Here is a 24858-nt window from a genome sequence, read left to right as displayed (position 1 = left end):
AGGACGCGACAGAGCGGCCTTGGGCGATGGCTTTTGCCGAAGGATCCCTGTCGGAGCACCTCAAGCCCGTAGCAGAATGGAAAATCTTGTTTCGGAGGCCGCTATGCTGAGGGTCTTTTCCTTGCTTTCCGGACTGGTTCTGGCTGGGGGGGTGGCTGCTTTGGCCATCACCAATCCCACCCCGGAAGAGTACGGAGCCTACGCAGGAGACCAATTGGCTGCCTATGCTACACGGGAATACTGCGCCCAGATCCCAGCTTTTTTGCCCACCCTCATTGAGGAATGTCACGCCCTTGTGCAACAGCTGCAACCAGAGCTGGTGGAGCTGTTTCTGCGCCAGACCCGCCGGCAAAACTTCATCCTCTTCAGCCTCTACAGCACCGATTTGTCGTTGCTTAACTTTGGCCCGCTGGGGATCTCCCTGCCCACCTACCACTTTGAAACCTTGGCCGTGGCAGGGCAATTCTATACCTATGAGATCCGCGAGGGCAAAACCACTCCCCAAAAGGGCTAAACCTGGGCCTGCTCCAACAGCGCTTGCAATTCCTCCAGGGCTGCCTGGGCCGACTGCGCCTGCTGGTAAAGGGATTGCACCATCTCGGCGCTGGCCTGAGCCGATTGCAGGGTGGATTGGCTTTGGCGTTGGATGCGCTCTGCCAAGCCGCGGATGCGGTTGCTGGCTTCGGTGGTGCGCCCCGCCAATTTGCGGATCTCCTGGGCAATGGCACCAAAACCGCCGCCCCCACCCCTGCGGTTGGCCTCCACAGCCGCATTAAAGGAGAGCAGGCGAATATAGCCTGCCACCTCTACGATCAAGTCAACGATGGTGTTGATTTCTTTGAGCTCGCGGGAGAGCTCCCGGTTGCTGTCGGCAATGTCCTGAAATAGGCGGCGCACCGCCTCTACCCCGGCAAAGGTGGCGGCAAAGGTGGATTTGCCCTTTTCCGAGAGCACCGAGCTGATCTCGATGATGCGGGCGTTGAGGCGGGCCAGCTCTTCCGAGCGCTGCTGGGCTTGGCGCCGCTCCCGATCCAAAGCCAGGTTTTGGCTGAGGATCTCGGCTTTTTGCCGCTCCAGATCGCGGGCATACTGAAGGCTGCGGTTTTTTTCCTGCTCCAGCTCGGCCAGGATCCGTTTCATCTCCTCCTGCTGTTCTTCGAGCTTCCGCTGGGTGGCTAGATGTACCTGGGACTGAGCCACCAACAACACCGGCACATCCAAAAGGCGGTAGTCTTGCGGGCCAATTTGCACCACCACCGGGTCGTAGATGGTTTCTTGGGGCCGCTGGAAGGCCTGGCTGGCCGCTTGCAACACATCGCAGTCGCCGGACAGAAGGAGAAAACCCCGGCCATGGAACTCCACCATCGAGCTGATGGGCCGCTTCAAAAACACGTCTAGGCCGTAGGGCTTGCTCAGCATCCACTCCAAAATGGCGCGCCGGGTCAGCATCCCCTGCACTTGTGACCGCTCATCCAACACGATCACCCCCGAAAGGCTGCTGTCATCCTCTAGGCGGCGCACCACGTTCTCGCAAGGGGTGGACTCGCTCACCTGAAAGTCCACCAGGGCCAGATCGCGCAGCTTGGTGTGGATCGAGAGGGTGGGAGTGGGCGGATTGGTCAGGGTAGCCATCACAGGGATCCTCGGCGCAGCTTGGGTCGAGACAGGTAGCCAGTAGATGTGCTATGTATTGGGAAACACACAAAAGTGGCTCTGGTCGGCTTGCCAGGAGACTACTGCCGACTGCATTTAGTTTGCCTTGGGATCTCGTTCCCTGGCTACGGTCGCAGGCTGGGGATCGGTTGAAAAAAAAGACAAAGGCGGGTTTTTCCCGTTGCCGAGTGGGGATCCCGGCAAGAGGGGATACTCCAAATCCGCGATTTGGCCGGCTCTGAGCTCAGCGAGGCTCTTGGTAGCGGTGGTAGATCTCTAGAATTTCACTGCGGCCACGGTTAAAAGCTGCCACCACTTGAGGATCGAAGTGGCTACCGCTTTGGCTTTCCACGAAGCGAAAGATATCTGACAGATCCCAAGCTTCTTTGTAGGGGCGGCGGCTGGCCAAAGCGTCGAAGACATCGGCCAAAGCCACGATCCGCCCTTCCAGCGGGATCTCTTCTCCCTTAAGGCCCCGCGGGTAGCCGCTGCCGTCGAACTTCTCGTGGTGGGTGAGGGCAATGATGGCGCTTTTTTTCATCAGCTCCGAGTCCGATTTACTGAGGATCTCGTAGCCAATCTCGGGGTGGCGGTTCATAATTAGACGCTCTTCGGGGGTGAGGGGGCCTGGCTTCCGCAAGATGGCATCCGGGATCCCGATTTTGCCCACATCGTGCAGGGGGCTGGCATAGAAGATCAGCTCTTGTTCATGGCTGGAGAGGCCCAACTGTTTGGCAATGCTGCGGGAGTAGTGGCTCATCCGCTTGAGGTGAAAGGCGGTGTCTTGATCCCGGTATTCGGCAGCCTGGGCTAGACAGAAAATCGTTTCCAGGTGAGCGGCTTTCAGCTCTTCCCGCAAGCGCACATTTTGGTAGGCAACCGCCGCCTGGGAAGCCAGGGCTTCTGCCACCCGGACTTCCAGCTCAGAAAACGGCTGGCTCCAGTCAGCCACCTGGTTGGGCGCTAGGTTGGCAGGGCGATCCGGCCTGAGACGGTTCAAGAGTTGCAGGGCGCCAAGGATATTTCCTGAGGGATCCCGCATCGGCACCGTGAGCAAAGAGCGGGTGCGGTAGCCGGTCTGCTGATCGACTTGGGAGTTGAAGGCATAGGGCAAGCCCGCTGGCAAGCGATAGACGTCCGGCAGATTCAAGCTCTCCCCGGTGAGCACCACATAGCCCACAATGCTAGAAGGAGTAAGGGGTAGGCGCAGATCCTGCAGTTCCTCGTTGCGCTTGACTACAAAAAAGCGCAACTCCTCCCCTTCGCGGATGAACAGGCTGGCGCCATCGCAACCCGTCAGCTCGCGGGCTTGGGCAACAATCAGTTCCAGCAGGCGCCTTAAATCCGTTTCCGAAGAAAGGGCGATCCCCACTTGGATCAGCCGCTGACTCAAGCGCAAGGCAGCAACGGCCTCGAATTCAGCTTCGCCAAGACAGAGATCGAAGGCAGCAGGCCCATGGGACATAACCTGTCCTCCACCGGGTTACGAGTGTTCTCAGAAGCGTTCCTAATGGAGCGATGTCAGAGCTCTAGCAGGGATCCTGCCGCTGCTCCGATGAGGCTAGGGCCGCCTATCCAAAGGAACTCTGCTACTCTACTTTACCTAGGGAGGCAAGAGACGCTGTGACCCAGGTCAAGACCCAGCCGCCAGAGGAGGTTGCCCTCCAGCTCATCGTTGGCCTGGGCAATCCTGGCCCGCAGTATGCCAACACCCGGCACAACTGCGGCTTTATGGTGGTGGACCGGCTAGCGGAGCGCTGGCGGATCCCGTTGGCTTTGGAAAAGCGGTTCCAAGGTAGCTACGGAGAAGGTTTTGCCCTGGGGGGCAAGCGGCGCCTGCTCAAGCCGGAGACCTACATGAATCGCTCTGGCGAGGCGGTGCGGGCGGTGTTGGATTGGTACAAGTTGGATCCTGCCTCGGTTCTGGTGGTGTACGACGATATGGACTTGCCCCTGGGTCGCCTGCGGCTGCGGGGATCTGGCTCCGCCGGCGGACATAACGGCATGAAGTCTGTCATTGAGCACTTGGGCAGCGAAGCCTTCCCCCGCTTGCGCCTGGGCGTGGGCAAGCCCAAAGGCCACCAAGACAGGGTTGGGCATGTTTTGGGGAGCTTTGAACCCGCTGAGCAGGCAGTGCTGGACCGGGTTCTAAGGGCGGCAGTGGCAGCGGTGGAGTGTTGCTTGCAAGAAGGATTGAAGACGGCCATGAACCGCTTCAACCCTTTGGATTTCTCTGGGCCAGATCGGCAAGATCAGCCAGCTCCTCTCAACCCAGCCAAGACTGCGCCCGGAGAAAGCTGATGCCGGGATCCCGCCCCGCTGTCTGACTAAGCAAAGTCGCCTCATCAAGGACTGCGTCCGGCCACGCGATCTTCCACCCGCGGCAATTCCTCAGAACCGCCTGGCCGCGTCAGGGAGTCGGCTTCCCCAGTGGCAGGAGAGGGCAAGGATCCCTCCAGGTTGCTACCGATCCCTCGCCAAGCCAGAGAACCGGAGGCTTCGGCGGCCTGAGCGCACAGCTTGGCGCGCAGCTCTGCCTCCTGCTTGGGCTTGAGATAAAGGTTCTCCAGCAGCACCGCCATACCGGCTACCCAGGGGGGCGCGATCACCGCCCCAACAATGCCCAACAACTGAGTGCCCCCCAGCACCGCCAGCAATTGATACAAGGGCTTCACCCGCACCGAGGATCCCACCAACAAGGGATCCAACACATAGGTTTCCAGGTTTTGCACGGCAACGTACAGGATCAGCACCCACAAAAAAGTCCAGCCCCCTTGGACGATGGCCACCACCAAAGCCGGCAGGGATCCCAAGACTGGGCCGATAAAGGGAATCAGATTGGTAAACCCGGCGATTACCCCCAGCGCCAGCGCAAACTCCGACAGGCCCAAAAAGCGGAGCGAGACGGCAATCATCACCCCCAAAATGGCCGAGACCAAGACCCGCCCCTGGATGTAGCCCCCCATACGTTGCGCCATCGGCTGCACCTGCTGGGCCAACCGCTCATTCCAGGGGTAGGGGAACAGCTCCACCAGGCCCTGCACCAGGTCAGAGCCGCTCACCAGCATATAACCGGAAATGAAGAGGGTCAGCACTACGGTCAACAGGCCGCCCAGCAGACCGCGGGTGAAATCGAAGGACTGCACCAGCAACTGTTGTCCTGAGCGAACTGCCCAGTTCATCAGCGACTGCGGATCCAGCAACTGGTTCAAGTAGTCCAGCGCCGCCGGATCCACCCCTGCCAGATCGGCAATCCAGGTGTCTGCTAACAGTTGGAGCCGCTCCAGGTAAGAGGGCAACCTTGCTAGCAGCCGCTGGGTCTGGGTCACCACCGTCGGACCCATGAGCAGAGCCAAGCCGGCAATCCCGGCAATGAAACTCAGATAAACCACCACCACCCCCAGCCAACGGGGGATCCGCATCCGCTCCGCCAGATCCACCAGGGGAGCCAGCGCCGCCGCCACCACCACCGCGATCATCACAGTTACCACCAGGTTGCGCAGTTGCCACAGCAACAGCAGCAGCATCCCTGTGGCCACTACCAGGGCTATGGAGGAGACGGAGAGGGTCAGCTGTCTTCGGCTCATCATCTGGCTGGGCTCTCTTCAAGGGGGGCGTTTCAGTCCCCCGGGGTAACAGACGGCTCTACCATCCTGGCCTGGCTTAGCCGAACTTGCCAAACGCCCCTTGCCCAAAGACGCCAAACCCGCAACCTCTCTACTCAATAGCCCAGACAAAGATCCGCAGCAGAAAACCAGCTAGCAGTGGAGTTACCGCAACAGTTCCATCCGTACTGCTTCTACATATTCCAGCAGCTCTGGGGATCCTCTGCCTGCAGCCTGCCACAGCGTCAAAGCACGGCCCAGATCGGCAGCGGCACCGGCCCTATCCTCTCCCTGATAGGCGCGTGCCATGCCGCGGTGGTAGTAGCCCTCGGCTTGCTGCGGCTGCACCTCGATAGCTCGGCTGAAATCCTGAACGGCCAAGTTGAAGTCGCAAATGCTGGCCCACATCAGGCCGCGATGGACATAAGCATCGAAAAGATCGGCAGAGCTTTGGTTTTGCTTGGCCAGCTCGATGGCCAGGTGCGACACATCAAACGCCGATTCCAGATGTCCCTGTTCGGCCCAGATGCGAGAGCGCAACAAGTGGAGTTGGGGGTTGCGATAGGCAATGCGATCCAGAGGGGACAAAGTTGCCAAAGCCTGCTGCAGCTCCCCAAAATACTCGTGTTGTATTCTGGCCTTGAGCAAGTAAGCTTCAGGCAAATAGGGATCCAAAGCAATGGCAATGTCCAGATCCTGTAGCGCTCTGCGCATCAGGTGATCAACGACAGCCGCCTGCTCCGGCTCGGGCAAGGCCAGGGGATCGCTCTGCAACCGATCCCAGAAGTATTGAGCCCGCTGCAGATAGAGCTGCGCGTTCCCCGGCTCTTGTTCCAGAAACTGAGCTAGCCGCGCCAGATAGACGCGATCCAAGTGAAAACGCTCGCCAGCCTGGGTGGAAAGAGGGATCCCCCGCTGCGCCAGCAACTGATGCGCCTGAGAGCGCTGCTCAAGCTGCCGTACTTGGGCTTGCAGTTGGGCTTGTTGCCTGAGCAGGAGCTCAGGATCGGGTTCATCGGCAAATGCCGTCACTTGAACACTCTGCGCTGGCGCCGAGGCAACTTCAGGGACAGCGCCCCGTCCCTTGCGCAGGGAAGCCAACCAGCCGCATTCGCCGCTCAAACACAGCCAAGACAGCAAACCCAAAAGCGCCGATCCGGACAACAAAAGACTGGGCCTCAGCATGGATCCCACCCCACGAAATAGCTTGAAAAAAGAGTTGCCTCTAAGCTAGTTCGCCACAGCCGCAGTGTCCAGACTTTCGGCAATGCCCGTCCTGCGCCACCACTCGGAAACTCCCCCCAGGGGATCCTGCCGCCGGCCAGATCGACCAACTCCACGCGACGATTCTTTGCTGGCTACAGGAGCTGAGAGCCCCACACGGGATCCATGAGGCAACTGGGGCAGAGGAAGAGACAAAAGCCTTGCCGTCAGGTAAGCGGGGCAACCCCACCCGTCCATACGGTGGGGTAGTTTATGAGAGTTAGACAACCAGGTTAACCAGCTTCTTCGGCACCACAATGACCCTCTTCGGCGTCATCCCTTGCAGATACCTCTGCGCCGCCTCCGATTGCAGAGCCAGCCGCTCCTGCTCCTGGGGCGTGACATCGGCAGGGGCTTCAAAGGAGCCGCGCAGCTTGCCGTTGACCTGCACCACAATCGTTACCGTATCGGCCACTAGGGCCGCCGGGTCATAGGTAGGCCAAGCCTGGCGATGCACTGAGTCGGTGCCGCCCAGGGCCTGCCACAGCTCCTCAGCCATGTGGGGGGCAAAGGGGGCTAGGAGCAAGACCAAGGTGCGGATCCCTTCCGCATAGACTGGCGAGTCCGGGATCTCGGCTTCAGCCAGGGCGTTGCTCAGCTTCATCAGCCCAGCAATGGCAGTGTTGAACTGGTACTCCTCCAAGTCCTCGCTGACTTCTTTGATGGCCGTGTGCACGGCGCGGCGCAGATCCCTTTCCGCTTTGGTCAGGGATCCTGCTTCAACCTTGGCCTGCAGCAGCTCGGCGGCTTTGCCCTGCAAGGACTCCGTCCCGCTACCGCGAACAACAAACTCGTACACCTGCCGCCAGACGCGGTTGAGAAAGCGAAACTGCCCTTCCACATCGGCATCGTCCCACTCCAAGTCCTTTTCCGGCGGCGCCTTGAAGAGGATGAACATGCGGGCTGTGTCTGCCCCGTAGTTGGCCAGCACCTCTTCCGGATCCACGCCGTTGCCCTTGGACTTGGACATAGTTGCGTAGATAACCTGCAGGGGCTCGCCGGTTTCCGGATCCCGCGGGTCGTTGGGATCCTTGACCAATGCAGTAGGGATCCAGCGATCCTTGCCGGACTTGTTGGGGTTGTAGTAGGTGCGCGCCTGCACCATCCCCTGGGTTAGCAGGCGGGAGAAGGGCTCATCGAAATTCAACAACCCCAGATCCCGCAGCACTTTGGTGAAAAAACGGGAGTAAAGCAGGTGCAAGATGGCGTGCTCGATGCCGCCCACGTACTGATCTACCGGCAGCCAGGCGTTGACCAGATCCTTGCGGAAGATCTCGCGGTCGTTGCGGGGATCGCTAAAGCGCAGGAAATACCACGAGGAGCAGATAAAGGTGTCCATCGTGTCCGTCTCGCGGCGGGCGTCGGCACCACAGGCGGGGCACTTCACCTTTACCCAGTCCTCCAACTGGGCCAAGGGGGATCCCCCTCGCCCCGTCAGCTCCACATCCTCGGGCAACAGCACCGGCAGATCCTCCTCCGGCACCGGCACAATGCCGCAGTGGGGGCAGTGGATGATGGGAATGGGGCAGCCCCAGTAGCGCTGTCGCGAGATGAGCCAATCCCGCAGGCGGTAGTTGACCTGCCGTTCTCCCAGCCCCTGCTCTTCTAGCCAGGCGATGGCCCTTTCTACACTTTGCCCCGGGCCTTTGCCCACCGGGATCCCGTCCAGGGGGCCGGAGTTGATCAACACCCCCTCCCCCGTCCAGGCCGCCTGCAGATCTTCAGCACTCGTCACCCCCCCTTGGGGCGGCTGCACCACCAGCTTGATGGGCAGGCCGAACTGGCGGGCAAACTCAAAGTCCCGCTGGTCGTGGGCGGGCACGGCCATGATGGCTCCTGTGCCGTAGCCCATGAGCACATAGTCGGCAATCCAGATGGGGATGCGCTCTTGGTTGACGGGGTTGATGGCGTAGGATCCCGTCCAGACGCCCGTTTTTTCGCGGTCTTCGGCGCTGCGCTCGATCTCGCTGCGGGCAGCGGCCTCGGCCCGGTAGGCCTTGACGGCAACCTCTTGCTCAGGGGTGGTGAGCTTCTCCACCAAGGGATGCTCCGGCGCCAGCACCATGAAGGTGGCTCCCCAGAGGGTGTCAGGCCGGGTGGTGAACACCGGCAGCTCCTCCCCTGTTTCGGTTTTGAAGACAACCCTAGCCCCCACCGACTGGCCAATCCAGTTCTCCTGCATGGTGAGCACCCGCTCCGGCCAGCCGGAGAGCTTCTCCAGGTCAGCCAGCAGTTGGTCGGCATAGGCCGTGATCTTGAGAAACCACTGCTTGAGGAGGCGCTTTTCCACCAGAGCTCCCGATCTCCAGGAGCGCCCTTCCGCATCTACCTGCTCGTTGGCCAAGACGGTCTGGTCCACCGGATCCCAGTTCACCGGCGCCTCCTTCTGGTAGGCCAGGCCCGCTTTGAAAAACTGCAGGAAGAGCCACTGCGTCCACTTGTAGTAGTCGGGGGCGCAAGTGGTGATCTCCCGCTCCCAGTCGTAGGAAAGCCCCAGCCGCTGCAGTTGATCCCGCATTTGGGCAATGTTCTGGTAAGTCCACTTGGCCGGCGGGATCCCCCGATCGATGGCGGCGTTCTCTGCCGGCAAGCCAAAGGCATCCCACCCCATGGGGTGCAGCACCGCGTACCCCTGCATCCGCTTGTGGCGGGCAATCACATCCGTGATGGTGTAATTGCGCACATGCCCCATGTGCAGGCTGCCACTGGGGTAGGGGAACATCGACAGGGCGTAGAACTTGCGACTTTCTGCTGTTAGCTCCGGCGTGCGATCCAGCCCAATTTCACGCCAGTGGGCCTGCCATTTCCTTTCAATGGCCTGGGGATTGTAGCGCGCGTCCACAGCTTAGGACTCCTGGAAAACCTTTTGCTCTGGGGAGCCTAGATACCAGCATTTTGGCATGCTTTGGCCGCTCCAGAAACCTCCAGGACCCCCTAGTAGGTTTCCTCGTTCCAGCGGCTAGCTTTCTTGAGCTCCTTCTGGAAGCTGCTCCAGTCTTGGCCTGCTTGTTGGGCTACGGCAGCCATGACGCTGTTGATGCCATCTTCCATCCCCTTGAGACCACAGATGTAGACGTAGGTGTTAGGTTTTTGCAGCATCTCCCACAGCTCGGCGCCGTACTCGGCCATGCGGTTTTGCACATACATCTTTTTGCCATCGGGGGTTTGCTGCTCGCGGCTGATGGCGTAGTCGACGCGCAAGCGGTCCCCATGCTCAGCTTTCCAGGCTTCCAGGTCGCCCCGATACAGCAGGCTGGAAGTGGTGGGTACCCCAAAAAACAGCCAGATCTTGCCTTGGTAGTTGGGATCCTCCTCGAGCAAATGCTTGATGAAAGCCCGAAAAGGAGCAATGCCCGTGCCAGTGGCAATTAAGATCAGGTTGGCGTTTGGATCCTCCGGCAGGAGGAACGTCTTCCCAGCCGGCCCCGTGATCATCACCTCATCCCCAGCTCGGAGATCGGTGAGGAAGCCCGAGCAGACTCCCACTCCCGGCTGGCCAGTTTCCTTATCCACGTATTCGGCCCGCTTCACACTCAGAGAAACGGTGCGCCCCTCGCCATCGTCGCCATAGCGGGTAGAGGCAATGGAGTAGAGGCGGGGCTTGTGGGGCTTGCCCTTGTCATCTACGCCAGGAGGAATAATGCCAACGCTTTGGCCCTCCAGGTAGCGGTAGTTGGGATCCGGCAGGCTGAGCACAATGTGCTTGGTCAGGCCGGGTGCCCCTTCCCCCACAAGGGAGTAGGTCTCTACACACTGGCCGATCAGGGGCGCGTTGGGACGGTACAGATTGACAACAACTTCTCGCTTTTGGGCGCTGGCAACCATAACGGCGATCTGCTCCTGGCAATGGGAGAAAACTCTCTAGCAAACACCTTAGCAGCCCGCCCGCCCGAAGGGAACTTGCCGGAGGGGAACACCCCAGGCCGATCCTGAGAAAGCCCGCCCGGAAAACTTCTCTTCTCCTCAGTCGTCGCCGGGAAACAGGCAGTTTTTGTTAAATTGTTCCTTGACGCCGCCCGCCTCTCTGGCCTCAAGCTCGGTTGTGGGGGAGCGTCTTGTGGTAATATGCAAGACCATAAAGAACAGTAACTTTTTTAGAGGCTTCCTCTCAGTTTTGCCCTGCCCATCCCCAAGGAGTTCCCATGGCAAGCAGTCCTGAACGTATTGTAATGATCGGTGTTGCCGGAGATTCTGGCTGTGGCAAGTCCACGTTCTTGCGGCGGTTGGGGGACTTGTTTGGCCGGGATCTCATTACCACCATTTGTCTGGACGACTACCACTCCTTGGATCGCTACCAGCGCAAAGAGAAGGGCATTACGGCGCTGGATCCCCGCGCCAACAACTTCGACCTCATGTACGAGCAGGCCAAGGCGCTCAAAAATGGCCAGAGCGTGATGAAGCCCATCTACAACCACGAGACAGGGCTCATTGACCCGCCGGAGCGGGTGGATCCCAGCCCCATCATCGTCTTGGAGGGCCTTCACCCCATGTACGACGAGCGGGTGCGGGAGCTGCTGGACTTCAAGGTCTATCTGGATCTGGCGCCGGAGATCAAGATTGCCTGGAAGGTGAAGCGGGACATGGCCGAGCGGGGCCACACCTATGAAGATGTGTTGCGCTCCATTGAGGCCCGCCGCCCCGATTTCGAGGCCTACGTCGATGTGCAGAAGCGCTATGCCGATGTAGTCATCGAGGTGCTGCCCACCAAGCTGCTGCCGGAGCTGGATCCGGAGCACAAGGTGCTGCGGGTGCGCATGATCCAGCGGGAGGGGGTGAGGTATTTCGACCATGTTTACCTCTTCGACGAAGGCTCCACCATCGACTGGATCCCTTGTGGCAAAAAGCTGACCTGCTCCTACCCAGGCATTCGCCTGCACTACGGCCCTTCCACCTACTTCGACCAGCCGGTTTCGGTGTTGGAAATTGACGGCACCTTCGACAAGCTGGAAGAGGTTATCTACATCGAGAACCACCTGAGCAACCTGTCGACCCGTTACTACGGCGAGCTGACGGAGCTGCTGCGCAAGCACCCGGAATATCCTGGATCCCGCAATGGCTCTGGACTCATCCAGGTAATCGTGGGCCTGAAGCTGCGGGCCCTCTACGAGAAGATTCAGGCGGAAGCCAAAGAGCTGGCGGTTGCTTCCTAAGGTTTGGCCTCTGCGTGAAGGGGATCCCTTGACCTGGCTCGGGCAGTTGGGCAAGCGGCGATAGGTGGCGATCCATGCAAGGGTTCCAGTTGGAAATCTGGCCGGAGGGAACAGCCTTTTTCCGGCGGGCGGTCGAGATCTGGCAAGAGCAGGCCGCGGCGGCCATCCGTCAACGGGGCCGCTTTACGGTGGCCTTGGCAGGGGGAAACACGCCACGGAAGTTGTATGCTGCTTTAACCCAGGCGCCGGGGATCCCTTGGCAGCAAACCTGGCTGTTCTGGGGGGACGAGCGCTACGTTCCCCCGGATCACCCCGAGAGCAATTACGGCATGGTACGGCGGATCCTGCTGGATACGGTCGGGGTTCCCGCCTCCCAAGTCTTTCCCATGCCCACCCACTCAGGAGATCCCTTACGGGATGCGGCGGAGTACGAGGCGACCCTGCAGCAGATTTTCGGCACCGAATGCCCTGCCTTTGATCTGATCTGGCTGGGAGTGGGAGAAGACGGCCACACGGCCTCCTTATTTCCCGGTACAGCCGCCCTGGAGGTGCAACACCGCTGGGTGACGGTGGGCCAAAAAGGGGAGGAGCCGCGCCTGACTCTGACCTACCCTGTCTTGAACAGGGCGGCTCAGGTGGTGGTTTTGGTAACGGGGGCCAGCAAAGCCGCGATCGTCAAGGAGGCGCTGACAACGGAGGCCCACCTGCCCTGCCAGCGCCTCAACCCCCAAGGACGGCTGCTATGGCTGCTGGATGCGGCGGCAGCGGCTGAACTGCCCCTGCCCGCGGTGGCCTTGCTCGGCTAGTCCGGCCAATTGCTGCCGAAAAAGCGCTGGCTGAAGATGGCGATTTGACCTGGATCACCGCTGCATCCCTTCCCTTCGAATTTGATGGGGGTAGTTGAGTTTGGAGCGCTGCCCCATGTCCATTCGACTCATTGTCGAATCGGTTCTCCAGAGCACCTACCTCAGCCGCCGCCAAGAATCCCAAATCTGCCATTTCCTCCAGGAGCGGCTTTACGACGAATTGGATCTGGAGGCAATTGATCGGCTGATCTTGGCTTTGCTGAAGGGGCAAGTCCAGCTCGAGTGAGAGGAAAGCTGCGCCGCTTCGCCAAATCCTCAGGCCAGAGCCTAGCCCAGCCTCCTGTGGCAGTCTGGTCGCTTGAGCAGCGGACGGCTACAGGAGTTCCAGCAGGAGAGCTTTCCGGCAGGCTCCCTCAGATGCTTTGGCTGCCTCCCCAGCTCGGACGACGCCCTTGCCAACCGCCGCTCCTCGAAGGTAGGGTGACGCCTTCACCGAGTGACATACTCTCGTCTCTCACCCTAAAGCGCTCCGCGCCGCTGACGCGAACGGGGAGCTACTGCGAGAACCTTCTGCGTCCGGCTGTGCCGTGCCGTTAGGCATGCAGCCGCGGAATGCTCTAGCGCGGGGCTATACCAGATTCCGGCAATGCCGTCTTGTATAGCCAATCTGATTCTACGATATTTTTGCGGGGGTGGCTGTATCCCGACCCTGACTGCCCCCCAGTAGGGGGGTACAAGTCGGGGCTTATCCACCTCCGCACCCCCAGAAGCTAAAACCTCCGTCCTGCTGACCCGACACCCAGGCCACAAGCAAACCTCCAAGGCACCGTCAATGCGCCCCTGCACACTTGCCCAAGGCAAAGCCCCACCTATATTTGATCGCCAATTTTGGGTAACTGTAGCACAGACGAGCGACTAAGACTTGCGACAAAACCTGTCTGTTGACCGTCCTGGGGCAAGCCTGTGCAAGTTCAAAGCGGTTGCGGCCCCGTTGCAACGGGATCCAAACCCTCTTGGCCTTTGAGCTGCGGGTGGATCCGCCGCCGGCAGGCCAATCGGAGCTGGTGGATCTGGATGGCAACGCGGCGGTTCAGCTCTAGTTTGGGGATCCCACCGAACATCTGCGCGTCCAAACTCAGGCCACGGTGCTCACCCTGCGGGAGAATCCCTTTGACTATCTGCTCTGCGATTGGGCTACCCATCTTCCGATTGACTATCCCAGCACGCTGGCAGCTCAATTGCAGCCTTATCGGACGGCGCAGGCGGATGCTGGCATCCAAAGCCTGGCCTGGGAGCTGTGGGATCAGGTGCAGGGGGAGACGACGGCTTTTTTGCCGGCGCTCAACCAACGCATCTACTCCGAGTGCCGTCACATCCTGCGGGAAAAGGGGGATCCCTCGCCCGCCGGCTTGACCTGGCAGCGCAAAACCGGCTCCTGCCGTGACCTGACGCTGGTGTTGATGGAGGCCTGTCGGGCAGTAGGTCTGGCGGCAGGATTTGTCAGCAGCTACCAGGTCGGCCCGCCGTTGCAAGAGAACCTGGAACTCCAGGGCACAACCGGCAAAGAGCCCGCAGAGCCTGTCCGCCGCCACCTGCACGCCTGGGCAGAGGTGTATCTGCCGGGGGCCGGTTGGCGGGGGTTCGATCCCACCCAAGGGCTGGCCGTGGCCGATGGCCATGTGGCTTTGGCGGCCAGTGCCTACCCCAAAGATGCCGGCCCCATCTACGGCCACTGGCTGGGCAGAGGCGTTCACAGCAAGATGGACTACACCATTCACATCGAGGCGGAATCCGCCCTGCAGAGCCAAGCCCAACTGAGCCCCATATCCTAGCGGGATCCTTTGAGAACCCTGTCAGCGTCTCTCCTGCCGTGATATTCTGCTAGCTTCTAGTTCTAACCGAGCCCTCTCTTGAAAACCATGGACGAACTCAACACCCTGATCCAGGATCTGCAAGCTGCCTTTAGCGACAGCAGCAAGCCCGTGCTCTCGCTATACGCCGACATCAACCCTGCCCGTCCCGAAAATGCTGGCCGCGCCTGGGTGAGACGCATCAAGAATACCCTCAAGGAGCTGCTGGAGAGTGGGGAGAGCAAGCCCGATAACTCCCTCTGCGAGCAAGTCCTTGCTCTAGTGGAGCAGGAGCGCCCTTCGGCCCGCACCCTGGTTCTTTTTGCCAGCCGCAATCCCGCCGGCAAGCCAGTGCTGCGCCGAATCGACCTGCAGCTGGAGCTGCCGGTGGTGGATCTGGCCCATGGGCGGGTGGAGGCCCGCTGGGGGGAACCTTACCTCACGCCCCTTTTCTTTGCCTTTGATGAATACGAGCGGGGTGGGGTGTTGCACCTGTCTGGCAGCAGGTGGCGCTTCTACGAGCTCTTTTTGGGAGAACTGCGAGAGGACACGGAAATCTTTGCCAACATCAGCGCCGAGGAATGGCAGGAACTGCAGGAGCTGGCCGGCCGCATTGAAAATGCCGTTGCCGAACGTCGCGCCCGCAGCGGTGGCACCTTCGACAAGCTTTCCCCCAAGGAGCGGGAGGCGGCCAAGGTCAGCCTCTGGATGCACAAGCTCTACCTGCGCCTGGCTTCCGCCCTGGATAAGGCAGTGGATCGCCTGGGCATTGAGCGGCTGGTGCTCATGGGCGAAGCCTGGCAGGTGTCCCACTTTGAGGGCTATCTCAACCGCGGCCTACGCAACCGCATCGTCGCGCGGGTGGGGCACCCCGCCAACCTTCACACACCGACGCCGCAAGACATCCTCGACCGAGTGGTACCCGTCCTGGAGGCCGCTGAGCGCCGAGGAGAGCTGGCTTTGTTGGAGCGGATTCGAGAGCAGCCCGGCGCTTGGGGCTTAGATGCGGTGCTGGACGCCCTACAACTAGGTCGAGTGGAAATCCTTGTCTTGCCCTGGAGGCTAGAGGCCACCATCTGGCGCTGCCCAGACGGCTCGGTGGGAGGAACCCCAGAGATGGCCCAGCTCCTCTGCCCAGAGCCGCAACCGGTGGCGCTGCGGGATCAGGTCTGGGTGCTGGCCCGCGATTTCGGCGCTAGGCTGGAGTTTGTCCGCGGCGAGGCCGAAGACCGCTTGCTCCACGAGTTTCAAGGAGCAGCCGCGCTGTTGCGCTGGTAGAGGCCGCTCCAACCGGGTCGAGCAGCTCTCTGGCTGGATCCTGAAGCCGCAATGTAGGCTAACATAGCCTAGCCCACCTCTGAAAAGTTTTCTGAGGGATCCCGTTGACCCAGTCTATTGATCTTCCCACCAGCGTTGATACGTTTTTGCAAGAGCTGGCTGCGATTCAGCAAGTGGGGCCAAAGCGGATAGCCATTCTGGGCAGTCGCCATGTGCCCATCACCCACCAGTACCTCATCGAAACCCTCAGCTACGCTTTGGCCCTTACCGGCAACCGCATTCTCACTTCCGGGGCCATTGGCACCAACCTGGCTGTGATTCGCGGAGCCATGCGGGCGGACATGAAATCCCTGACGGTGATCCTGCCCCAAAGCCTGGAGCGACAGCCGGCAGAGTCGCGGGCCAGCCTGGAGCAGGTGCTGCATCTGGTGGAGCACCCCGAAAATGACCACCTGCCCCTGGCGGAGGCCAGCCGCCTGTGCAACCTAGAGATCGTCAGCAAGTGCCAGCAGTTGATCTGCTTTGTTTTCCACGACAGCGTCACGCTTTTGGAGGCCTGCAGGCACGCTGAGGAGCAACACAAGGTGGTTACGCTCTTCTATTTTGACTGATTGGACTGCAGCTCACTGCTCTCAACCTTTTGCCCCGAGGGTAGCAGTGTAGAAGGCCCCGATAGCTCAACATAGACTGCAGCGCATTCCCGACGTTGGGCGAATGGAATAGGATAAGGCTTTGTATTGAGGCAAATCGTTGGGCAGCCATGATGGGATCCCCGGCATGGAACCCGGAAATTTCTGCAGTCTCGCCGACCTCATCCTCTAATCCGCGGGGATCCGAAAGGGGTGTTTATTTTCGATGCGATGCCCAAGGGATCCATCTGCATTTGCCCGCCACCCTGGCTTGGGAAGAAGTCTGGGACGATTTGGTGTGGCAATTGCGCAGCCGCAAACCCTACTGGGCAGGAGTGGCCCCCCTGACCCTGTGGTGCCAAGAGCGAGAGCTGGACTTGCCCACCCTACAAACTCTGGCCGTCTTGTTGTCGCGGCATCGGTTGTCCTTGTGGCGCGTCCAAACCGGATCCCGAGGGACGGCGATCGCGGCGGCGACCCTAGGCTATTCTGTGGAACAATCTTCCCCCTTGGAGGCGATTCCCCCCGTCTCCCCGGATACTACTCCCCTCTACCTGCGGTCCACGGTGCGGTCGGGGATGTCGGTGCGCCACCGTGGCTCGGTTTTTCTGCTGGGGGATCTCAACCCCGGCGGCGAGATCATTGCCGGCGGCGACATTTGGGTCTGGGGACGGCTGCGAGGGCTGGTGCATGCTGGTGCTGAGGGGGATAGAGGCGCGGTGATCTTGGCCTTACAGTTGGAGCCAACTCAGTTGCGCATTGCCGATCAGGTGGCCCGTCCACCCGAGGGCGGATCCCCTCCCAACACGCCAGAGGTGGTTTACTTGCAGGAGGGTGTCATCTGCATTGCCAGCCTTCAGGATTTTCTGCGGAGGGGGGTATGAGCCGAGTTATCGTCGTCACCTCTGGGAAGGGGGGAGTGGGGAAAACCACCCTAACGGCCAATTTGGGCACTGCCTTGGCGCGCTTGGGTCGCTCGGTGGTGGTGGTGGATGCCGACTTTGGCCTGCGCAACCTGGACTTGTTGCTGGGGCTAGAGAATCGGGTGGTGTACACGGCTTTGGAGGTGATTGCGGGGGAATGCCGCCTTGAACAAGCATTGGTGAAGGACAAGCGCACCCCCAATTTGGCGTTGCTGCCGGCGGCCCAAACCCGCAACAAAACGGCAGTCAGCCCGGATCAGATGCGGCAGTTGATGGAAAAGCTTGCCAGCAGCCATGACTACGTGTTGATCGACTGCCCGGCGGGAATTGAACAAGGGTTTCGCAATGCCATTGCGGGGGCAACGGCAGCCCTGCTAGTAACTACGCCCGAAGTAGCAGCGGTGCGGGATGCAGACCGGGTGGTGGGCTTGTTGGAAGCGGCAGGGATTTCCTCTATCCAGCTAATCGTCAACCGCCTGCGCCCCGATATGGTAACCGCTGGCCAGATGATGGCAGTGGAAGATGTGGTGGAGGTGCTGGCCATCCCCTTGGTGGGTATCATTCCAGAAGACCGGGAGGTGATCGTCTCCACCAACAAAGGGGAGCCCCTAGTCCTCTCGGCCAACCCGACTCAGGCTGCCCAGGCCATCCAGCGCATTGCCCGACGGCTGGAAGGGGAGACGGTGGAATTTCCCAAGTTGGCCAGCTTGGGCGAGTCTTTCTGGGAAAAGGCCAAGCGGTTTTTCAGCCAAAAGGTGCTCTGAATCTCAACGGCTCTTGAGCTCCATCTCAACGGGATCATCCTCTTTGCCTGGAGTCTTTGCTTTCCCTGCTATGCACCTTCAATAAAGCCCATGCTTCTCGATTTCTTGGATCAGCTTTTTTCCCGCCACTCCGGCAACAGCCGCGAGCAAGCCAAGCAGCGCCTGAAACTGATCTTGGCCCACGACCGCGCCGACCTCACCCCGGCAGCCTTGGAAGCGATGCGCCTGGAGATTTTAGGGGTAGTATCTCGCTATGTGGAGCTGGATTCGGAGGGGATGCAGTTTCACTTGGCGGCAGAAGGGGGGACGACGGCCCTGATCGCCAACCTCCCCATTCGCCGTGTCAAGCCCCTGGCGGAGGCCCGCCTCAATTCCTGTGAAGGGGAGAACCCACAACAGGATCCCGGAGCGGCCCCATCTGAGGGCGGCCATTTGAGCTCGCCTTCTCCCTGAGCTACCCTAGACTCAGGGAGCAGTAATTCAAGGTGTTACATAGAGTGTTACATCCGCCTAGGCTGCGTCTGTTCGCCAAGATGCCTTCTCTTTGCTCCCACTTGTGTCTGTCCCGGCCGGGGGTGCCTTGTAGCTGTTTGCAGCCTGCTCATGGTAAACCGTCTGTGGCCCCAATGCTGACCAGGACAAAGTCGCCGGGACGGAGTTCGCGCTAAGGGAGGTTGAGCCTCGGCATGGAAAACTCCTTTGAGCTGACGATCCTGTTTACGCTGGCCTTGGTGGCCGGGATCGCGGCTCAAGTCCTGGCCAATTTTGTTAAAGTGCCCAGCATTGTTTTCCTGCTCCTGTTTGGGGTGCTGCTGGGGCCAGATGGCCTGGGCTGGGTTCGTCCCCAAATCATGGGATCTGGCCTGGAGGCGCTGGTGTCGTTGGCGGTGGCTCTGATCCTGTTTGAGGGGGGGCTGAACCTGCGGCTGCAACGCCTTAACCAGGTCTCCGACAGCTTGCGCAATCTGGTGTTGCTGGGATCCCTTTTGACCTTGGGAGGGGGAGCGCTGGCGGCCCACTATTTGGGGGAGTTTCCCTGGCCCCTGGCCTTTTTGTTTGGATCCCTGGTGGTGGTGACGGGGCCGACGGTGATTAACCCCATCCTGAAGCGGGTGCGGGTCGATTCCGCCGTCAGCACCCTGCTGGAGGGGGAAGGGGTGCTCATCGACCCCGTGGGGGCCATCTTGGCGGTGGTGGTGCTGCAGGTGGTGCTCTCCGGCCACCCCAGTTTCTTGCTGGCCCTAGAGCAGCTATCTAGCCGCTTGGCCATTGGGTCGGCGGTGGGGGCGCTGGGGGGCTGGCTGATGGGATCCTTCCTGCTCTGGTCGCGGCAGTTTTTGACGGAGGAGCTGCGCAACTCGGTGGTGCTGGCGGGGGCGCTGGGGGTGTTTGCCCTGGCCCAGTCGCTGCGCTCCGAGGCGGGTCTAATGGCGGTGGTGATGGCCGGGTTGGTGGTGCGGCAGAAGGCGGCCATTGCCGAGCGGAGCGTGCGCCAGTTTCACGGCCAGTTGGTGGTGATGGCCATCTCGGTGTTGTTTATTCTGCTGACTTCCACCCTCTCGCTCAAGGCGGTATTTGCGCTGGGGTGGGGAGCCTTGGCCACGGTGCTCTGCCTGATGCTGGTAGTGCGTCCTTTGAGCGTGTGGCTGTGTACCTGGCGCAGCGACCTGAATTGGCGGCAGAAGCTGTTTGTGGCCTGGCTGGCCCCCCGCGGCATCGTGGCGGCCTCGGTGGCTTCTTTGTTTGCCATTTTGCTCACCGAGCGGGGCATTACCGGGGGGGATGCCCTCAAGGCGCTGGTGTTTTTGACCATCTCGGTCACGGTGACGGTGCAGGGGCTGACCGCTGCCTGGGTGGCCCGCTGGCTGGGCTTGGATCAGGGGAGTTCTACGGTGATCATCGGCAACCATCCCCTGGTCGGCCAGTTGGCCCAGTTGCTGCGCTCCCTCAACCAGGCGGTGGAGGTGCTGCCGCTGCCGTCGGGATCCCGTCTGCGCGAGCGCACCGCCAATCTTCCCGCCGAGCTCAACGGCCACAAAGCCGGCCATACCTCAGGGACCCACCCCGCCAGCGGCAATGGCAGCTCCAAAGCCCTGCCGGTTCGCGTCAGCGGGACGGAGTCCTCAGAGGAACCTGGCCAGGTGCTGCCCGGATCTTTGCAGGAAGCCGTGCTGAGCGAGTCAGCCTTCTTGAAGGCCGATATCGACCATGCGGAAACTCTGTTGATCCTGACTTTGGATCCGCAGGTGAACTGGGCCATTGCCGAGCTGATGGTGAAGCTTTCGGTTTCTGCCGCCATCTGGACGGTGTTGCTGCCGGAGATGCCCATCTCGGAAGGGATCCGCACCCTGCCGATCCCTTTTTCCCAACTGCAGCGCTGGGCCAGCTACCTGGAGGCCAATCGGGCCGAGCTGCGCTCGATCACCCTGCCCACCCTGGCGGACCTGGGCCTGAAGCCCCCCCAATCCGCCGCGGCCTCGGCTCAGGAGTCGATCGCGGCAGCGCGCTCAGCGCTGCTCAACCCTTTTTCGGCCCAGATGGGGCTAGAGGATCCCACGTTGGAGCGGCTGCGGGATCAGTTCGCCTACCGCATCAAAGCCGATCTCTGCCTGCCTTTGTTGCTGGTGCGTCCGCAGCGTCTGGGAGGCTGGTTTGGGGAGAAGGGCAAGTCGTCCCAGGTCGGTCGGCTGTTCTACCTGCCGGAGCCGGGCATCTGGCGACGCGGAGATTGCATCTACTACCTGGAGCGCACGTCCAGCCCCGTAGAGGCCGTTGCTCCCTCTGCCAGAGAGTTGGATCCCCCAGAATGGGATCCACCCTCAGCCGAGCTACTGCCCCAGTATGTTGAGGGCGTCAAGCTCCACTTCGATCTCTAGGGGTCCCAGGGCAGCCAGCGGCCACTAGGAATGAGGGGACACCCCTGCACCTGCTCAGGCCGACCCAGATAAACCCAGGCAAAGGTGCCGCTCTCCAGTTGCACCCACTGCCGTTCGTATAGCCGCGGGTGGTCTTCCAGCTCATCTAGGCGGGGCAACAGGCCCAAGGGAATGCGGTAGCGCTCGCCGTAGAGCCGGTTGCGGCCAGGAACGGCCATCGGGTAGGGGCCGAGATCGTAGAGGTCGATGTGGTTGAGGCTGTCTGGGCCCAAAAACTCTGCCCCTTGCAGCAGGCTGTGGTACTGGCCGCCCCGCAGCAGGGATCCGTAGACAAAAACCACGGTGGAGGGTTCCATGTAAAGCTACGCAACTTTGACAACCGGGATCAGGGGGATTGGGCCCATTTTTGGCCGATGCGCGGCTCCGAGCCGGCCAGCAGGCGTTCGATGTTGCGGCGATGGGCAGCAATGACATAAACCCCCCCTGCCAAGGCAAACAGCAAATACGGCAGAGGCTGGCCCAGAGCCCACATCAAGAGCGGCGCCGCCACCGCCGCCAGCAGGGAGCTAAACGAGACGATGCGGGTGAGGGCGATCCCCAGCAGCCAGACACCGAAGGTAGCCAGGGCTACCGGCCAAGCCATGGCCAACAGGATCCCCAGGCTGGTGGCCACCGACTTGCCCCCCTTGAAGCCCAGCCAGCAGGAGCGGCTATGGCCGATCACCGCCCCCAGGGCCGCCACGACCACCCACCACGGCGAGCCCAGAGCTGATCCCAGCGCCACCGCTGCCGCTCCCTTGGCAGCGTCCACCAGCAACACCAGCAGCGCCGGCCCCTTGCCCACTGTCCGCAACACGTTGGTTGCCCCCGTTGAGCCGGATCCCGCTTGGCGGAGGTCGATCCCACCCCAGCAACGGCCCACCCAGTAGCCGGTGGGGATGGATCCCAGCAGGTAGCCTCCAAGGGCGGCAAGGAGGGCGGAAAGCCATGCAGGCATAGACACGTCTTGAACGCTCTCTCCTCACTTTGCCACAGGGCTTGGGTTGCCACTGCTGTCGAATCCGGCCAGGTTGACCTCCCAAGCAAGGCGCGGCTGCACAAATTGCAAAAGCTGTTGGCGAATCTGCTCCAGTTGCCGGATGGCCTGGCGGGATCCCTGCGCCCAGAACTGCTGCTGCAGATAGTCAATCAGCCACAGCTGCGCCGGCAAATCGAGAGCAGCCACTGCCCTAGCCACTTCCAGCGCCTGCCGCAGCGAGTGGGGCCAGCGTCTTAGGTCCTGCAGCAGTGACGGCGGAAGGCTTTGCAGGTGCTGCTGGGCGGCCAGCGCCCGTCCAGGGCTGCCTTGGGCTAGGGCAATTAGCTCAGAGCGAGGGATCCCGGGCAGCTCCGGGCAGCCCAAAGCTGTCAACACTTGCTCCATCTCTGCCGAGCTGAGGCGGCGAAACGGCACCATCTGGCAGCGGGACAGCAGCGTCGGTGGCAAAGGGTGGGGAGGGGGGGTAGGCGAGTGGTGGGAGGCGATAAGAACGATGTGGGCCGGCTCAGGCTCCTCCAGGGTTTTCAGCAGGGCATTGGCCGCACTTTCTGTCAGGGTTTCCGCTCCCTCCAGTACAACTAGCGAGCGGCGGGCGTGCATTGGCCTACGGGCACAGAAGCGAACCACTTCCTGCACCTGTTCCAGGCGAATTTGCGGCGGGGAGCGCCGCTGCAGAGCTTGTGCCTCCGGGGCGTCTGCTGCTATCAGGCGGCCCTGGTGGACATAGGTGGGGCTGACCCAGTGGAGATCGGGATGGGTGCCTGCGAGGAGCCAACGGCAGTTGGAGCACTGGCCGCAAGGGATCCCTGAGCTGGCCTCGCAGAAGAGGGCCTGGGCAAACCAGCGGGCCATCAGGCTCCGTCCCACCCCTTCTGGTCCCAAGAAACAGTAGCTTGAGGTCACCCGCCCCTTTTCCAAGGCCGCCACGAGCAGCCGCGCCGCCAGCTCCTGCCCGACGATGTGCTGGGGGGGCAGAACCGTGACTCCCTCAACCATCTCGGCAGCTCTGGGCTGAAGCATCGGCAAAGTTGCCTAGTCGCAGGCAAAGGTCGGCAAGAGAAATTGCCACAGCCCCTCCTCCACCAAGGGATCCCTCCCTATCTCTGCCCCAGCCTTGTTGTTAGCCGGTGGGATCCAGTCGCATTAAAACTTGGCCAAATTCCACCGGCTGGCCGTTGCTCACCAAAATCTCCCTCACCACGCCCGCCGTTTCAGCTTCTATCTCGTTCATCAGCTTCATGGCTTCGATAATGCAGAGAGTTTGGCCCTTGTTCACCCGTTGGCCAACCTGCACAAAATCCGTTTCTCCAGGGGCAGGAGCGCTGTAGAAGGTGCCCACCATCGGCGCCGTCACCTCCACCCAGTGGCTGGGGGCAGGCTTAGGAGCGCTCTCAGGAGGGGGAGCTTCTGCAGGGGAAGCAGGGGGGGGTTCTGGCGGCGGGGCAGCGGGCGGAGCAGCGGCAGCAGCAGCAAGGCCAGCCGGGATCCCTTTGCGCAGGGTGAGGCGGAAATCCTTGTACTCCAGGATTAGCTCGGTAACGTCGCTCTCCTGCAGAGCGGCCAGCAGAAGGCGAACTTCCTGCCAATTGACAACATCCAAGGGAAGATTACTCCTGATGCATCACCTGTCCACAACGGCAGCCCAGCGGCAAGAAGAGGGGGAGCCATCACTCGCGGCCTATATAGGTGTCGGTGCGAGTATCGACACGCACCCGTTCTCCCACCTTAATAAACAGAGGCACCTGGATCTCAGCGCCGGTCTCCAGCTTGGCGGGCTTGGTTCCCCCTGTTGCCGTATCTCCTCTCACGCCGGGGTCGGTTTCCACCACTTCCAAGACAACGGTGTTGGGCAGCTCCACATCGATCACCTGCCCCTTCCAGCGCAGGATGGCCACCTCCATGTTCTCTTTCAGGTATTTCACGGCAGAGCCGATTTGGGCAGCGCTGAGGGGAGCCTGTTCGTAGGTCTCCATGTCCATGAACACGAAATTGTCCCCTTCTGAATAGAGATACTGCATATTCACTTTTTCAATAGTGGCGGCGGGCAGCATCTCGCCGGCGCGGAAGGTTTTCTCCACAACGTTGCCGGTCTGCATATTTTTGAGCTTGGTGCGCACAAAGGCCGCGCCCTTGCCGGGTTTCACATGCAGAAACTCGATCACCTTGTAGGGAGCGCCATCAATTTCCACAGAGACGCCGGGGCGCAAGTCGTTGCTTGAGATCATGTCAGCACAGGGATCCGTTGCTCAGACTTCCCAATCTTACCCCGGCTGCGGGGCACTCCGATTCAGCTCTCTGAGATCAATGGGCGGCTGACGTCCGTAAAGAGGCAACACCGTCTGCCAGGAAGGGCGCAAGCCTGCTTGGAAGTCGGCGCGGGCCAGTTCCGCCAACGCCAGCACAGGCGCCGGATCCACCCAGTCGGCAGCATCGACGACCAGAGCCTGGGGCCACTGCCGCAGAACCTTCTGCCAAGCCGCTTCTTCCCAGATCTGATCCGCCACTTCGGCAACCCAATGTTCTGGCCCCAGCCGGTACACGCCACCATACTGCTCCCCTCGCTTGGCGTCCATCTGCACCGCCACCGTCAGCGGCTGAGGCGGGGATCCCTGCTCCTGCCACACCTGGCGGGCGAGAACCGCCAAAGTCGAGTAGCCGAACACCGGAATGCGCAACTGCTGGCCCAACAGCCGCGCCACACTTACCCCCAAACGGCTGCCGGTAAAACTTCCCGGCCCCAGAGCGACAGCGATCCCCGCCATCTGCGACCAGTCCTGGCTGGCCAAGAACTCCTTCAGGCAAGGGTGCAACTGCGCCGCCATCTCCCGATCCAGCCACCAACTCCGGCTGCGGCTCTCCCCCAGCTTCTCCTCCAGCGGCAACACGGCCAAGCCCAGAACAGGCGTGGTGGTGTGGATCCCTAAAATCCAGCGGGGAACTGACATGGCCTCTCTCAGGATCAAGCGAGGTAGTTGACAGAACTTAACGGATGATTTAAGGTTAGGTTGTCAATCTTCGCGCT

At 61.1% G+C, this 24858-nt stretch carries 25 protein-coding genes; 13 read left to right on the top strand and 12 right to left on the bottom strand.

From position 1 onward, the window contains the following. Positions 1-103 precede the first annotated feature (103 nt). Positions 104-514, top strand: a complete 411-nt coding sequence (locus NW848_RS15835) for a DUF4359 domain-containing protein (RefSeq protein WP_240527379.1) — start codon at positions 104-106, stop codon at positions 512-514. Here the strand turns inward: NW848_RS15835 and NW848_RS15830 are convergent. Both NW848_RS15830 and NW848_RS15825 read right to left on the bottom strand, forming a co-directional pair. Continuing rightward, entirely contained in the window at positions 511-1632 is a 1122-nt protein-coding gene (locus tag NW848_RS15830; protein ID WP_414402538.1) for a methyl-accepting chemotaxis protein, read from the bottom strand. The genes NW848_RS15835 and NW848_RS15830 overlap by 4 nt on opposite strands. A gap of 265 nt (positions 1633-1897) precedes the next feature. Beyond that, the gene (locus tag NW848_RS15825; protein ID WP_414402537.1) at positions 1898-3118 is read right to left on the bottom strand and encodes an HD domain-containing phosphohydrolase; all 1221 of its coding nucleotides are present in this window, start codon (positions 3116-3118) and stop codon (positions 1898-1900) included. A gap of 158 nt (positions 3119-3276) precedes the next feature. Here NW848_RS15825 and pth point away from each other — a divergent pair, with 158 nt between their 5' ends. Next, entirely contained in the window at positions 3277-3954 is a 678-nt protein-coding gene (pth, locus tag NW848_RS15820) for an aminoacyl-tRNA hydrolase (protein WP_099812178.1), read from the top strand. Positions 3955-3998: 44 nt separating this feature from the next. Here pth and NW848_RS15815 read toward each other — a convergent pair whose 3' ends face one another. From NW848_RS15815 to NW848_RS15800, 4 genes are all read right to left on the bottom strand, one after another. After that, the gene (locus NW848_RS15815) at positions 3999-5243 is read right to left on the bottom strand and encodes an AI-2E family transporter (RefSeq protein ID WP_414402536.1); all 1245 of its coding nucleotides are present in this window, start codon (positions 5241-5243) and stop codon (positions 3999-4001) included. 180 nt (positions 5244-5423) lie between these two features. Continuing rightward, complete coding sequence (locus NW848_RS15810; RefSeq protein WP_414389771.1) at positions 5424-6443, bottom strand: hypothetical protein; 1020 nt, start codon at positions 6441-6443, stop codon at positions 5424-5426. A 298-nt stretch (positions 6444-6741) separates the two neighbouring features. Then, a complete protein-coding gene (gene leuS / locus NW848_RS15805) occupies positions 6742-9363 on the bottom strand; it encodes a leucine--tRNA ligase (RefSeq protein WP_414402535.1) in 2622 nt (873 codons plus the stop codon). Between the two features lie 92 nt (positions 9364-9455). Beyond that, positions 9456-10346 carry a ferredoxin--NADP(+) reductase gene (locus NW848_RS15800; protein ID WP_414402534.1) on the bottom strand — a complete coding sequence of 297 codons (891 nt, stop codon included), beginning with the start codon at positions 10344-10346 and terminating at the stop codon, positions 9456-9458. A 317-nt stretch (positions 10347-10663) separates the two neighbouring features. On the opposite strand from NW848_RS15800, the gene NW848_RS15795 reads away from it, so the two are divergent. The 11 genes from NW848_RS15795 to NW848_RS15745 all read left to right on the top strand — a co-directional run bounded on the left by NW848_RS15795 (position 10664) and on the right by NW848_RS15745 (position 20797). Next, positions 10664-11671 carry a phosphoribulokinase gene (locus tag NW848_RS15795; RefSeq protein WP_011430121.1) on the top strand — a complete coding sequence of 336 codons (1008 nt, stop codon included), beginning with the start codon at positions 10664-10666 and terminating at the stop codon, positions 11669-11671. A gap of 74 nt (positions 11672-11745) precedes the next feature. Beyond that, on the top strand, positions 11746-12477 hold the full coding sequence (gene pgl / locus NW848_RS15790; RefSeq protein ID WP_414401873.1) for a 6-phosphogluconolactonase: 732 nt from the start codon (positions 11746-11748) through the stop codon (positions 12475-12477). Between the two features lie 115 nt (positions 12478-12592). Beyond that, complete coding sequence (locus NW848_RS15785; protein WP_011430123.1) at positions 12593-12763, top strand: hypothetical protein; 171 nt, start codon at positions 12593-12595, stop codon at positions 12761-12763. A gap of 694 nt (positions 12764-13457) precedes the next feature. Further along, a complete protein-coding gene (locus tag NW848_RS15780; protein WP_228375471.1) occupies positions 13458-13577 on the top strand; it encodes a transglutaminase N-terminal domain-containing protein in 120 nt (39 codons plus the stop codon). 45 nt (positions 13578-13622) lie between these two features. Beyond that, positions 13623-14309, top strand: a complete 687-nt coding sequence (locus NW848_RS15775) for a transglutaminase-like domain-containing protein (RefSeq protein ID WP_228375472.1) — start codon at positions 13623-13625, stop codon at positions 14307-14309. Positions 14310-14396: 87 nt separating this feature from the next. Then, a complete protein-coding gene (locus tag NW848_RS15770) occupies positions 14397-15605 on the top strand; it encodes a VLRF1 family aeRF1-type release factor (RefSeq protein ID WP_414402533.1) in 1209 nt (402 codons plus the stop codon). A gap of 104 nt (positions 15606-15709) precedes the next feature. Continuing rightward, the gene (locus NW848_RS15765; protein ID WP_011430125.1) at positions 15710-16216 is read left to right on the top strand and encodes a hypothetical protein; all 507 of its coding nucleotides are present in this window, start codon (positions 15710-15712) and stop codon (positions 16214-16216) included. 149 nt (positions 16217-16365) lie between these two features. Further along, a complete protein-coding gene (minC, locus tag NW848_RS15760; protein WP_414346330.1) occupies positions 16366-17118 on the top strand; it encodes a septum site-determining protein MinC in 753 nt (250 codons plus the stop codon). Beyond that, positions 17115-17921, top strand: a complete 807-nt coding sequence (minD, locus tag NW848_RS15755) for a septum site-determining protein MinD (RefSeq protein WP_011430127.1) — start codon at positions 17115-17117, stop codon at positions 17919-17921. The genes minC and minD overlap by 4 nt, the downstream gene beginning before the upstream one ends. Positions 17922-18011: 90 nt before the next feature. Then, the gene (gene minE / locus NW848_RS15750; protein ID WP_011430128.1) at positions 18012-18374 is read left to right on the top strand and encodes a cell division topological specificity factor MinE; all 363 of its coding nucleotides are present in this window, start codon (positions 18012-18014) and stop codon (positions 18372-18374) included. 233 nt (positions 18375-18607) lie between these two features. Further along, the gene (locus NW848_RS15745; RefSeq protein WP_099812167.1) at positions 18608-20797 is read left to right on the top strand and encodes a cation:proton antiporter; all 2190 of its coding nucleotides are present in this window, start codon (positions 18608-18610) and stop codon (positions 20795-20797) included. On the opposite strand, the gene NW848_RS15740 is transcribed toward NW848_RS15745, so the two are convergent. The 6 genes from NW848_RS15740 to tsaB form a co-directional block, all read right to left on the bottom strand. After that, entirely contained in the window at positions 20794-21153 is a 360-nt protein-coding gene (locus NW848_RS15740) for a gamma-glutamylcyclotransferase (RefSeq protein WP_041438264.1), read from the bottom strand. The genes NW848_RS15745 and NW848_RS15740 overlap by 4 nt on opposite strands. Positions 21154-21182: 29 nt before the next feature. Next, entirely contained in the window at positions 21183-21794 is a 612-nt protein-coding gene (plsY, locus tag NW848_RS15735; protein WP_011430131.1) for a glycerol-3-phosphate 1-O-acyltransferase PlsY, read from the bottom strand. Positions 21795-21818: 24 nt separating this feature from the next. After that, positions 21819-22832, bottom strand: coding sequence for a DNA polymerase III subunit delta' (locus NW848_RS15730; RefSeq protein WP_011430132.1), 1014 nt, complete (start codon positions 22830-22832; stop codon positions 21819-21821). 124 nt (positions 22833-22956) lie between these two features. Beyond that, positions 22957-23436, bottom strand: a complete 480-nt coding sequence (gene accB, locus NW848_RS15725) for an acetyl-CoA carboxylase biotin carboxyl carrier protein (protein ID WP_011430133.1) — start codon at positions 23434-23436, stop codon at positions 22957-22959. A 67-nt stretch (positions 23437-23503) separates the two neighbouring features. After that, on the bottom strand, positions 23504-24061 hold the full coding sequence (efp, locus tag NW848_RS15720; protein WP_011430134.1) for an elongation factor P: 558 nt from the start codon (positions 24059-24061) through the stop codon (positions 23504-23506). Positions 24062-24097: 36 nt separating this feature from the next. Then, positions 24098-24781 (bottom strand): tRNA (adenosine(37)-N6)-threonylcarbamoyltransferase complex dimerization subunit type 1 TsaB, encoded by a 684-nt coding sequence (gene tsaB, locus NW848_RS15715; RefSeq protein WP_414402532.1) that lies wholly within the window; start codon positions 24779-24781, stop codon positions 24098-24100. Positions 24782-24858 lie beyond the last annotated feature (77 nt).

Source organism: Synechococcus sp. RC10A2 (assembly GCF_047502605.1).
Note: the sequence above shows the minus strand (reverse complement) of the source record. Positions and strands in the feature narration are given on the sequence as shown.